Raw genomic sequence first — 11,429 nt, 5'->3', positions numbered from 1 at the left:
TGCCGCTCCGGACGCTTTGGGCATGGCTCCCGCCATGAGTCGGGAAGAACACCCGCCTCATAGCTTCGCCTAACCCTTTGTCGCGCCTTCGCTAGATAAGCACTTAATATAAAAAGAAATGCTATCTGGGTGTTGCTTTTCAATTCTCTTATTCTTAATAGCTTTATTTTACTACACTCTTTTTTAAGGATCTTACGCAGCGCAGGCGCGAACACGGGCTGGGCGAAGCAGAAAGCCAGGCATACTTTGCCTGGCTTTTTGCGTAAGTCTATCCTGAGCGACCGAAGCGGAGTAAAACCCTGTCCTGTCGCGTTTCCACAAGGGAAAGTACGTTCTATTCTTTTGAAACAATGGTATAATTAAGGAATAAATATGAGAAGAGGTGTTGCTTTATGCCTTATGGTTATGAGAAGTACCGCTTGAAAAACGGCATTAGCCCGAATACGGTCATCCACGAGGTCCAATTGATCCGTGCGCTCTTCGCTTATCTTCGAAAAACTTATAAAAAAACGGTGGAGCCGCATGAAATTCGGCCCTCTGATATCCAGAAATTCCTGCAGGAGCAGCACGAAACCGGCATCAAAGACAGCACGTTGAACCGCAAGCTGATCCATATCCGGCAATGGTTTGATTATATGTGGCAGATCGGGAAGATTCCGGTGGATTTTATGCCGAAGTTCAAACTGACACAAAAGCTTGATTTGACGCCGGCGGACATCCACATCAATTACGAAGATTTGCTGGAAAAGAAAGAAGCTGTCTTGGAGTCCAGCCAGCTGTCGTTGAATGCGAAAATCCTGTTCCTTCTATATATGCGCGGTTTGCGCCTGCGGGATATGGTGGCCATCGAAGTGGATGATTTTGCTGATCACGGCGATACGCTTGCGCTGACATTCGAGAAGAAAGACGGCTATGCCTGCCAATTGGAGTTCACCGGCAAAGAAGTTCCGGTGCTGCGGGATGCAATGGAGCGCGCTGTTTTCCGCAACACACCGTATTTATTGTCATCGAAAACGAAAGACGGCTTTTCGATGTTCAAAATGGGTTCGCTGTCGGATTATACCGAGGCCTTGACGGATTTTGTCGGCACGCCGATCCGGTCCGGCGACATCCGCTTCGCGTACGTGCATTACCTGTATGCGGTGGAACATAAGAACCTTGAGGAAATCCAGGAAATTCTCGGTGTTTCGCTCGATTCCGCTTCCCGCATGCTGAAAGAATCTCTGACTCGGCTAAAAAGAGATTAACCAGCACAAAAAAATAGCCTGTCCCCGTTACAGGGACAGGCTATTCGTTTAAGTGTCTACATGAAAAACTCAAAGTCGATTACGAAATTAAACAGGATTAATGTGTGAATGACAACGAACCAGAGGCCTTGGCGGTTTAATTTTTCTACGTTTTCATATTGCATAGCTGTCATCTCCTTTTAGAGAGTATACAAATTTTTCTGACAAATATCAATAAAATAATTTGCGATTGCCATACGAAATTTGGGTATGGTATTGAAAGGCAGTATAAAGCTGTTCGCAAGAGCCAGCATTATGGCTCTGGAGCTACTAAAAGAGGAGGATAAACATGAAAAAAGCTTTATTGGTAGTGGATTATACAGTGGATTTTGTCGCAGACGATGGTGCGTTGACGGTCGGCAAACCGGGACAGGAAATCGAGGAGAAGATTTGCGGATTGGTCGAAGATTTTGTTGCAGAAGGCAATTTTACGGTATTTCCGGTGGATCTGCATGAACGGGAAGATGAATTGCATCCGGAAGCCAAGCTCTTCCCTCCCCACAACATCCGCGGGACCGCTGGCAGAAATCTGTATGGGAAGCTTGCCGATGTTTATGAAAAACACCAGGATAGCATCATTTGGATGGACAAAACGCGTTACAGCGCTTTTGCAGGAACGAATTTGGAGCTGATGCTGTCAGAGCGCGGCATCCAGGAATTGCATATCGTTGGCGTCTGCACGGACATCTGCGTCCTCCATACAGCGACCGATGCTTACAATAAAGGATATAGTATCGTTGTCCACGAAGAGGCTGTTGCGAGCTTCGATCCGGAAGGGCATGCATGGGCTTTGCGCCATTTCAAAAACACGCTCGGAGCTGAGCTGAAATAATTTTTTTCAATTCGATGTTTCAAATGTCCCAATTCAGGTTATATCTAGAGTGTAAGCAATTATTCATAACTTAAAAGGAGCTGGAACAAATGGGATTTCTTCTTTACTTGATCATGGGTGGTATTATCGGTTGGCTAGCAGGTATGATTCTAGGCAAAGACATTCCGGGCGGAATTATTGGTAACATCATCGCCGGTATCGTCGGAGCATGGCTAGGCGGCATGTTATTAGGACAATGGGGTCCAGAAATTTGGGGAGTATTCATCGTCCCTGCATTGATCGGTGCTTTAATCCTAGTCTTCGTATTGAGCTTGATCATGGGTTCAATGCGCAAAGGCCGCAGAAGAGCATAAGTTAACACATTCTTAAAAAATCCCGTCAGCCATATGGCTGACGGGATTTTTTTATGTGCAGCCCCTATTCGGCTGCGTAGTCCTTTTCGTACAGATGGTAATAATGCAGCACATCTTCCACGTATTCATCGCTGTGATTGTATTGGAAAATTGCACGTTCCAACTCCCCTTTTGCTGCGCCGTTTTTCGACAGGTAATTCGCCGCACTGTATAATGCGTCGGTCAAATTATAAGGATCTGCGACACCATCTTGATTGCCATCAACGCCGTAGCCGCCATATTCAGCAATGACTGCCGGATCGGTTTTAGCCTCTTCCGGAATGTCCCCTTTGCCAAGCCCTGAACAAGACGGATAGGTCCAGCCGACGAATGTGCACGGCATGAATTGCAGATGCCCCTCAGCCCCGACCGGCGACAGGAGCGGGTCCATCGTCGAAAACTTCGTTTCAATGCGGTGATGGGCAGCAAGCAGCGTCCACGGGATGCCGTATGCGTCCGCCGCTTCTTGGTACAGCGGGATGTTTTCTTCAGGCAATTCGATTTCAAATAAATTCTTTGGCGTCTCTTTTATATTGTGCTTGATCGCATCCGGAATGATCGTGTAAAAAACCATGATCAATATCGAAGCCATCACGACCGTTGCAGGAAGAAGCATGACCATCACCCAGAGCTTGAGCCGCCTGCGCCTTTTCGTTTTAGTTTTCTTTTTCATCATTTCCACACCTAACCGAGTATTTTCCCCATTTTACCACATAGACTGGTGCAGAGAGACAAAGGCCGCAAAACTGTTTAATATTTGAAAATTATTTTACTTAAATCAATAAAAAACAAGCAGCTGCTGGGATTCCTGCAACTGCTTGTTTTTGTTGATTGCTGTAACAGATTATGAACCGCCATCCGTTACTTGTTCCGCCGGCAGATAAACGCCGTTTGCAACATCCAATTGCAGCAACGTTCCATCTCCGTCAATCTTATAGGTGCCGACGGCCATTTGCCCCAACCCAACATCGATGATTAAATAATCGTTTTCATCAAAAGACATATCATAGCTATGCGTGGAAAAATCAATGCCTTCATTATGGGAAATCAAAGCCAAGGTCTCTTCAGTCGTCATCTGTGTATGCCCTTTTTTGAAATCGCCTTGTGGAGCACTTTGGCGTTCCCCATCCATTTCAGTCGGTGCGCTGCCATCGCTTGGGCTGATGTCCCCATTATTTCCGCTGGCTGCAGAAGACTTCGCTTCCTCAGGCACGCGCGCTTGTTTGCTCGAAACTTGGTTGTTTACCTCAACGTGATAATAATCATTATTGAACCAAATAGACACTACACCTTCGGAATCCTTCAACTCTTTTGGCAACTCGAGGATATATAGGATCGTATTTTCATTTAAAGAAGGGATTGAGGTAATGTTCGCTGGCTCCAAATTCGTTCCATCTGCACTAATCAGCTCAGGAAACCCATCAAATTCATAGTATTGGTCATAAATCACTTTTGCGGCAAATACAGAATCAGCTTGAAGTTCCGCTGATTTAAGATTTTTCACTTTCGTTTCCAAAACCAGGAATGTATTGGACTGGGCTTCAGGCTCATAAAAACCGGAAACGGAACCTGGATTCGGCGGCTCCACCCGCTCAGTGTAATACATGTTTTCCAGCGATAAATTCGCATATTGCGGCACTTCCAGTGTGTCTCCAATGGAAATAAACTCTTTCTTTCCATTAAAACCTTCAAGGGTGAATTCGGATAGGTACGCCTTGCCCCCGATTTCCGCTTTTATTTGTACTTCTTCTTCAGGTTCGAACTTCGGCACTTCTGCAATATAATGGACGACCGCATTGCTTAATGGCGCAATGGAAGTGAATTCCCCGTCCCTCAACATACTCGCATTATTGTGTTCATTTTTCTGGAAAGCAGCATACTCCTGTCCGCCAATGGTATAGGTGACATCGATCAGCTCTGGCGCTGTCTTGTCAGCTGAATTCAAATTCTTCACTTTGACGGTCATATCGAGAAACCTGGAATCTGAATTTTCCACTTCCATCACCGTGGTAACGGAAGCTGGGTTCGGTGGTTTGATCTGTTCGGATGCGGATACATTGATGATGTCATATTCCACTACACCTTCTATTTTCTGGGGCTCGTTAATAGAGAACGCCAAAGGTTTCTCTACTTTTGCTGCTTCTTTTTCTTCCTTTTCTTGCGTTTCTTGCTCTCCGCAAGAAGCCAGCAGCAATGCACTTGCCACTAGCAATAAAGCTTTAGTTTTCATGTTTTCTAACCTCACTAGTTTCATTTTAAGAACTTTTCTTGTCTCCATGTAATATACAATAAATATTGTTAATTATTGGTTTTATTTCTACTACCTAATATATTCCAAAAGGTTTGATAAAGCAAAGAAAAAAGAACAGCCAAGCTGTTCTCTGACGACTGAAAATATGCTTTGTTTTTCGCCTTACTGTTCTACTCTGCATGACTCTAACCCAATGGATTCGCCCCATACACTTCCCACAGCACTGGGAACTTTTTCTTAAGCCCTTCTTCATCGTCTTCATCCCAGTCAAATTCCATTTCCGGCTGTTCGTAATCATCTCCTGACAGTCTCCAGTAAAGATCGAGGTAAGCTTCTTGGTCCATTTCCGTCTTTTCTTCGAACGCCAAGCTTGCCGTGTAAAGGAAATCTTCGAATTCAAATATGTCGGTATCCCATTCTTTCAGATACGGGATGACGCTTTCGGGATTGCGGATTGCCGCTTCATAGGGCTCTTTTCCAAGATACAAAAGCCAGGCACGGAAATAATCAAAGGCATCATCCGAGCAGCCGCCCATGATGATATACGCTGCCGCCCACAAATCGGACGTATACGAACGGTAGTAATTCCGGTTGAAATGAAAATCAAATTGGATGATGTCGTTCACCGGTCTTTTGGAAAGCTTGGCAACAAGCCATTCCAGCTGTTCTTCCCAGTCTTCCCCTTTTTTATGCGCCAAGGCCAACAATTCCCAAAACGTTTCTTCCGGCATGCCGGCCGTTTGAACGCCCTCTTCTTCATCCTCAATTTCCCGGTAGCCTTTTTTGAACTTCGACTCGATCAGCTTGTGAGCTTCTTTCCGGCAAAGCTCTTCAGTTGCGAACTCCCGGCTATTCATTGAACCCACCGTTCCGATCCTCCCGTAGGAAACGATAAACATAGTGCCTTGTACTTTGATTTTCCAGAATTTATTGGAATATTTGGTAATGCAGACGAGCGACTTATCCACTTGAACACCCCGAATCCTTTTTTACGTCTTATGCATTTAATTTTACCTTATTTTTCAGCGGAAAGAGGCTGCATTTTTTCGGTAAACCATTAACCGGAATCCGGAATGCTAAAGTTTTTTCGCTCCAGCTTTTCCCTGCCAATTGCCCGCCATTCATTTTGACCATTTTTCAGCTTCGCCTAAAAAATTTCGGCCACCGTAATAAGCCTAAGGACTCAAAATTGTATATTCCATGTACAGAGCTGCATAGGTATGCTAATGTGAGAAAAATCAAACTAATCCTAAGGATTAAAAGGAGTGCATTCATTTGAACCCATTATTCAGCCGCTTAGACGAACTATACGAAGAAATTGTTGAAATTCGGCGCCACCTTCATCAAAACCCGGAATTGTCGTTCCAAGAAGAAAAAACAGCAAAGTATATCGCAGACTTCCATGAAAAACTAGGGCATGAAGTCCGCGCGAATGTCGGCGGCAATGGTGTCTTGGCTTACTTAAAAGGAGATAAACCCGGTCCAACGATTGCGCTGCGTGCTGACTTTGATGCGCTGCCGATACAGGAAGAAACCGATGTTCCGTTCAAATCGGTTAATGATGGCGTCATGCACGCCTGCGGGCACGATGGCCATACGGCAACATTGCTGGGGTTGGCCAAAGCATTGAACGGCATGAAATCGGATATCGAAGGAACCGTATTGTTCCTGCATCAGCACGCTGAAGAACTATTGCCGGGTGGTGCGGTTGCCATGATTGAAGACAATTGTTTGGACGGCGTCAATGTGATCTTCGGGACCCATTTGCAAGCCCAGATGCCGCTTGGCGAAATCGCCTACCGCTCCGGCCCGCTTCAAGCAGCCCCTGACCGCTTCGATATTAAGATTATCGGGCAAGGCGGGCACGGCGCCTATCCCCACCAAACAAAAGACAGCATTGTCATCGGCGGCCAATTGATCGGCAACTTGCAGCAAATCGTCAGCCGCCGCGTTGATCCGTTGGAATCGGCAGTGGTTTCCGTTTGTAGCTTCGAAGCCAAAAACCCGTTTAACGTCATTGCCGATACCGCTGTATTGTCAGGCACAGTCCGTACGTTCAAAGAGGACGTCCGCAGTTTGGTTGAACAGGAAATCGGGCGGATCATCGAAGGAACCTGTTATGCGGCAGGCGCGAAGTATGAATATACTTATACCCGCGGATACCCCACAACGGTCAACCACAAAGAAGAAACGGAATTTGTCGCAGCGCTCGCCCCTCAGGTGCCGGGCGTGGAAGCTGTCAATGAAACCGAGCCGGTCATGGGAGGAGAAGATTTTTCCTATTACCTGCAAAATGTCAAAGGAACCTTTTTCTTCACCGGAGCCCAAAATCCCGAAGCGCAGGAAACGTTCCCTCATCATCATCCGAAATTCGATATCGATGAACGCGCTTTGCTGATTGCTGCAAAGGTGCTGGGTTCAGCCACGTTGAATTACCAGAAAAACGAAGCCCCAAAAGAAGCGGAAGCGGCTCAATAAAAACGCAATAAGCACGTTAAGGGAGAGATGGACATTGGCTCAGGAATCGTTGAAGTTATGGAAAGACTGGCGCTTGCACTTGGTTGTGCTCGCCATTGTCATTGTTGCAGAATCGATTGGCACACATTCGATCCCCCTCGGGCCGGGTGCCATATTATTATTGCCGATGCTGTATGCGGTCATTATCGGGCTGGCGCTGTACTTCACGCCGCTCGTCAGCGACAAACAATCGATCAATGCGGAACCCCTGGTGTTTTTATCGGTTGCCGTGCTGATCGCGAAATTCGGCGTGCAGGCCGGCCCTGCCATCCCGCAAATCATTGAAGCTGGACCTGCCCTTTTGCTGCAGGAATTCGGGAATCTCGGAACAATCTTTTTGGCCCTCCCGTTAGCCGTCTTCCTGGGATTGAAACGGGAAAGCATCGGCATGACGCATTCAATCGGCCGGGAAGCGAATCTGGCGTTGATCACCGATAAATACGGCTTGTCTTCTCCTGAAGGCCGCGGCGTCATGGCGATGTACATATTCGGCACCGTTTTCGGTTCGATTTTCATCGGGCTGATTTCAGGTTTCCTGGCAACCGTTACGCCCATTCATCCCCTGTCCTTTGCGATGGCGACTGGCGTCGGGAGCGGCAGTATGGCAGCGGCATCACTCGGGCCGCTTATCGCCGCCTATCCGGATATGAGTGCAGAACTGACCGCCTTTTCCGGCGTCAGCAACCTCATCTCGTCCGTCTCCGGCTTGTATATGAGTATTTTCGTCGGCTTGCCGTTGACAGTGAAAATGTATGAAATCCTATCCAGAAAAAGAGATCTGAAAGCTGCAGGAGGTGCCGAAGATGTTAAGAAATCTTAAAGAATGGGTCATCGTTTTTATCATCATCGGCGCCATCATGCTGATCGGCAACTGGATCGGCTATGACATCATGCCACTTGACGCATTGCCAGGATTGGCTGTATTGATCGGCATCAGTTTAGCCGGTTTGGTCATCCACAGGCTCCTGCCTTTCCAACTGCCAAGCATCGCCTATATCGGCATTCTCGGGTTGATTTTGACCCTTCCGAATATGCCCGCTTCGGAACAAATTGTCGCATGGACGGCTGAAGTCAGCCTCCTTGCCATTGCTACCCCGATTTTGGCATACGCCGGTGTGTCGATTGGCCGTTCGTGGTTCGATTTCGTGCAATTGGGCTGGCGGACCATTGTTATCGGCATGTTCGTGCTATTGGGCACTTTCTTAGGTTCCGCTGTCATCGCAGAAGTGATTTTGCGCATGCAAGGCATTATTTGACGAATTAAACCAACGCATTTTGCGCTGGGCCCAATACAAACAAGCCGGGTCCCTCAGGAATTCACCTGAAGAACCCGGCTTGTTTTACGTTTATCTTATGGCTAAAGGATCCAGCTGAATAAAACTTTTTTGTAATTTCGGCAGTGGTTTTATTTCCAGCAGACATGTACATACAGCAGCAATCCCATCCCAAACCAAGGAGTGATCGAATGAATAAAAGATCCATCACAGTCATGTTTATCTTAATTTGCCTATCCCCCTTTATCTTAATGGCCTGTTCCGGCGAAGAATCCGGCGGCTCAGAATCTGCAGCTGCGCAAGACACGCTCATTTTCGCCCGCGGCGGCGACTCGGTGTCATTGGATCCGTCAGAAGTGACCGATGGCGAATCGGAAAACGTCGCCCAAAGTATTTTAGAGACGCTGACGACGTTTGCGGAAGGTGAAACAACGGTAGAGCCAATGCTTGCAACCGAATGGAACGAGTCGGAAGACGGCCTCACGTATACGTTTACGCTTCGCGAAGGTGTGAAGTTCCACGACGGAACGGATTTCAATGCTGAATCCGTCGTCTTTAATTTCGAACGATGGATGAACGGCAACGCGGATAACTTTCCGATGTACGGCAGCGTGTTCGGCGGCTATAAAGCGGACGCTGCGCATAACATCGCTTCTGTTCGTGCTGTGGATGCGTCAACCGTAGAGATCAAGCTCAACGGCCCGCAGCCGACGCTGCTAAAAGACCTGGCGCTTACGCCGCTTTCGATATCAAGTCCGGCAGCGATTGAAAAATCCGGCGAAGAATACAAAAGCAATCCGGTCGGGACCGGACCTTTCATCTTCAAAGAATGGGTACGCAACGACCGCATCGTTCTTGAGAAAAACAGCGAATACTGGTTGGATGGCTATCCGAAACTTGAACAAGTCATTTTCCGCACCATCCCGGACAATTCCGCCCGCCTCAATGCACTGCTGAGTGGCGAAGTGGATTTGATTGCCGGCTTGGATTCGGAGAATCACGCACAGATTGAAGAAGACCCGGAATTGGCCCTGTTCTCGAGGCCGCCCCTTAACCTTGGCTACCTGGGCATGACCTTAACACACGAACCTTTCGATGACCCGCTTGTCCGCCAGGCGCTTAGCCACGCGGTCAATAAAGACGCATTGGTCGAGGCGTTCTTCGGTGAAGGGGCGATTGCCGCGAAAAACCCGATTCCTCCGGCTGTTGAAGGCTATAACGACGACATCGAACCGTACCCATACGACCCCGAAAAAGCCAAAGAGCTTCTTGCTGAAGCCGGGCTTCCAGACGGCTTTGAAATGGAACTTTACGCGATGCCGGTTTCGCGCCCTTATATGCCTGACGGTGCGAAAGTCGCTGAATACCTGCAGTCCAACTTTGCAGAAATCGGCGTCAAAGCTGAAATCGTGACGTTTGAGTGGGCCACTTATATCGAAAAAGCGTTGAACGGTGAAGCAGATGCATTCCTGCTCGGCTGGACGGGCATGAACGGAGATGCCGATAACTTCCTTTACACGCTTTGGCACGGTGACAATATCGGTTCCACCAACTCGACGCAATACGATAATCCGGAGTTGAATAAGCTCCTGGACCAAGCAAGAACAACGACCGATCAAGAAGAGCGCAATGAAATATATAAACAAGCGCAAGTAATCATGCACGAAGATCCGCCGGTCATTCCGCTCGTCCACACGTCACCCACTCTTGCCGGCAAAAAAAACATCACCGGGTTCGATCCGCATCCGACAGGCCGAGTCATCACGACGAAAATCGAATTTGAATAATACAGCAAAGAGAAAAGGATGGCTCCGCAATTCAGCAATGAATTGGGGAGCCATCCTTTTTATTGTTCTGTTCGGTTTCACATGCAATGAAAGTAAAACCAGTTAGGAGTTGCTGCGAGTTGCTTCATGATTAAGGTTAAGCCAATACAAAAAAAGGACGCATTTCAAGGTCCTGTTCATCAACAAATCTCAGCTGAAATCAATTCAATTTCCACATTTTCACCATCGACAGAATCCACGCCGTGCTCACAATTTTCTTCATTTTCCCACTCAACTATATAATTTTTTCTTTTTAGTTCTATTGAAAGAATTTCGACATTGCCAATGTGGCCGGAGCGGAGTTCGATTACTTTGGACTTCGCCTGGTCTTCTGAGACATTCAAATCTGCATGATTGCAGCCACTTACTAAGACAATCAGTGAGACAAATCCAGCAGAAACTAATTTTCGCATTACCCTTCACCAATCCTTAAAATCCGTTTTTTAATTAAAGTTCACCTTGCCACTTTCTACCTATAGGATTCCTGAAGAATTTCAAGTAGTGGAAGTACTGCTGTAATACTTCTTCAGCAATGGGGATGCACCTAAATCAACAAGACTATTATCCGCTTCAACGTCGGTTTTTATATAGCTTTAATAAAATTAGAATGACCGGCATCACAGCGATAATAACCAAAAAGAAGGGAAAGAATATCGCCGTCAGACACATAAGGGAAGTAATTGTCAGCAGGTTCTGCGGCTGATTTTTAACTTCGATCAAACCGAGAACGCCCAGTACAATTATGCTGAAAAAGGTGATGAAACCTACGACGAGCTCTAAGCCTAATCCGATTGTATGTTCATAGCTTTCGTTCGGGTAAATCCAATCGTACGCTAAATGAGCGAAAAACAAGTCCGTAATCAACAAAAGAAGGCCGCTTGTTTGGAAGATTACTTTGCTTTCAACAGACTTGCTTTTCTTGAACCATACTATTAAAGCGATGTTGCCAAGGATTATTGCACTCCAATTAATTAGCAGAAATGGCCATGGATTCAATTTCGCTATTCCTCCTTCCATTTGCTGTTAGATGCCATCTCATTTGAGAGTACCA

At 46.9% G+C, this 11,429-nt stretch carries 12 protein-coding genes; 7 read left to right on the top strand and 5 right to left on the bottom strand.

From position 1 onward, the window contains the following. Positions 1-392: 392 nt before the first annotated feature. The 3 genes from QMA09_RS16515 to QMA09_RS16505 all read left to right on the top strand — a co-directional run bounded on the left by QMA09_RS16515 (position 393) and on the right by QMA09_RS16505 (position 2,471). Positions 393-1,247 (top strand): site-specific integrase, encoded by an 855-nt coding sequence (locus tag QMA09_RS16515; protein WP_290213902.1) that lies wholly within the window; start codon positions 393-395, stop codon positions 1,245-1,247. Positions 1,248-1,575: 328 nt separating this feature from the next. After that, positions 1,576-2,118 (top strand): cysteine hydrolase family protein, encoded by a 543-nt coding sequence (locus QMA09_RS16510; RefSeq protein ID WP_290213901.1) that lies wholly within the window; start codon positions 1,576-1,578, stop codon positions 2,116-2,118. Between the two features lie 89 nt (positions 2,119-2,207). Further along, positions 2,208-2,471: a GlsB/YeaQ/YmgE family stress response membrane protein gene (locus QMA09_RS16505; protein WP_135502536.1), complete on the top strand. Its 264-nt coding sequence runs from the start codon at positions 2,208-2,210 to the stop codon at positions 2,469-2,471. Between the two features lie 64 nt (positions 2,472-2,535). Here QMA09_RS16505 and QMA09_RS16500 read toward each other — a convergent pair whose 3' ends face one another. From QMA09_RS16500 to QMA09_RS16490, 3 genes are all read right to left on the bottom strand, one after another. Then, on the bottom strand, positions 2,536-3,183 hold the full coding sequence (locus tag QMA09_RS16500; protein WP_290213900.1) for a lytic transglycosylase domain-containing protein: 648 nt from the start codon (positions 3,181-3,183) through the stop codon (positions 2,536-2,538). 171 nt (positions 3,184-3,354) lie between these two features. Further along, positions 3,355-4,740 (bottom strand): hypothetical protein, encoded by a 1,386-nt coding sequence (locus tag QMA09_RS16495; RefSeq protein WP_290213899.1) that lies wholly within the window; start codon positions 4,738-4,740, stop codon positions 3,355-3,357. Positions 4,741-4,946: 206 nt separating this feature from the next. After that, the gene (locus QMA09_RS16490; protein ID WP_290213898.1) at positions 4,947-5,729 is read right to left on the bottom strand and encodes a DUF4240 domain-containing protein; all 783 of its coding nucleotides are present in this window, start codon (positions 5,727-5,729) and stop codon (positions 4,947-4,949) included. Positions 5,730-6,036: 307 nt separating this feature from the next. Here QMA09_RS16490 and QMA09_RS16485 point away from each other — a divergent pair, with 307 nt between their 5' ends. From QMA09_RS16485 to QMA09_RS16470, 4 genes are all read left to right on the top strand, one after another. Next, positions 6,037-7,239, top strand: coding sequence for a M20 family metallopeptidase (locus QMA09_RS16485; RefSeq protein WP_290213897.1), 1,203 nt, complete (start codon positions 6,037-6,039; stop codon positions 7,237-7,239). A 34-nt stretch (positions 7,240-7,273) separates the two neighbouring features. Beyond that, on the top strand, positions 7,274-8,098 hold the full coding sequence (locus QMA09_RS16480) for a DUF3100 domain-containing protein (protein ID WP_290213896.1): 825 nt from the start codon (positions 7,274-7,276) through the stop codon (positions 8,096-8,098). Beyond that, complete coding sequence (locus QMA09_RS16475; RefSeq protein ID WP_290213895.1) at positions 8,082-8,534, top strand: hypothetical protein; 453 nt, start codon at positions 8,082-8,084, stop codon at positions 8,532-8,534. Before QMA09_RS16480 ends, QMA09_RS16475 begins: the two co-directional genes overlap by 17 nt. 209 nt (positions 8,535-8,743) lie before the next feature. Next, positions 8,744-10,339 (top strand): ABC transporter substrate-binding protein, encoded by a 1,596-nt coding sequence (locus QMA09_RS16470; RefSeq protein ID WP_483313563.1) that lies wholly within the window; start codon positions 8,744-8,746, stop codon positions 10,337-10,339. A 179-nt stretch (positions 10,340-10,518) separates the two neighbouring features. Here QMA09_RS16470 and QMA09_RS16465 read toward each other — a convergent pair whose 3' ends face one another. Together QMA09_RS16465 and QMA09_RS16460 are read right to left on the bottom strand one after the other, a co-directional pair. Then, a complete protein-coding gene (locus QMA09_RS16465) occupies positions 10,519-10,791 on the bottom strand; it encodes a hypothetical protein (protein WP_290213894.1) in 273 nt (90 codons plus the stop codon). A gap of 157 nt (positions 10,792-10,948) precedes the next feature. Continuing rightward, the gene (locus QMA09_RS16460; protein WP_290213893.1) at positions 10,949-11,374 is read right to left on the bottom strand and encodes a hypothetical protein; all 426 of its coding nucleotides are present in this window, start codon (positions 11,372-11,374) and stop codon (positions 10,949-10,951) included. Positions 11,375-11,429: the final 55 nt, after the last annotated feature.

This window comes from Planococcus sp. APC 3906 (assembly GCF_030407685.1).
Lineage (GTDB): Bacteria > Bacillota > Bacilli > Bacillales_A > Planococcaceae > Planococcus > Planococcus koreensis.
The sequence above is the reverse complement of the archived record's forward strand: the minus strand, read 5'-3'. Positions and strand labels throughout refer to the sequence as shown.

Coding starts and splice junctions, on each gene's coding strand:
- QMA09_RS16515 (WP_290213902.1), top strand. CDS start 393: ATGCCTTATGGTTATGAGAAGTACCGCTTGAAAAACGGCATTAGCCCG.
- QMA09_RS16510 (WP_290213901.1), top strand. CDS start 1,576: ATGAAAAAAGCTTTATTGGTAGTGGATTATACAGTGGATTTTGTCGCA.
- QMA09_RS16505 (WP_135502536.1), top strand. CDS start 2,208: ATGGGATTTCTTCTTTACTTGATCATGGGTGGTATTATCGGTTGGCTA.
- QMA09_RS16500 (WP_290213900.1), bottom strand. CDS start 3,183: ATGAAAAAGAAAACTAAAACGAAAAGGCGCAGGCGGCTCAAGCTCTGG.
- QMA09_RS16495 (WP_290213899.1), bottom strand. CDS start 4,740: ATGAAAACTAAAGCTTTATTGCTAGTGGCAAGTGCATTGCTGCTGGCT.
- QMA09_RS16475 (WP_290213895.1), top strand. CDS start 8,082: ATGTTAAGAAATCTTAAAGAATGGGTCATCGTTTTTATCATCATCGGC.
- QMA09_RS16470 (WP_483313563.1), top strand. CDS start 8,744: ATGAATAAAAGATCCATCACAGTCATGTTTATCTTAATTTGCCTATCC.
- QMA09_RS16465 (WP_290213894.1), bottom strand. CDS start 10,791: ATGCGAAAATTAGTTTCTGCTGGATTTGTCTCACTGATTGTCTTAGTA.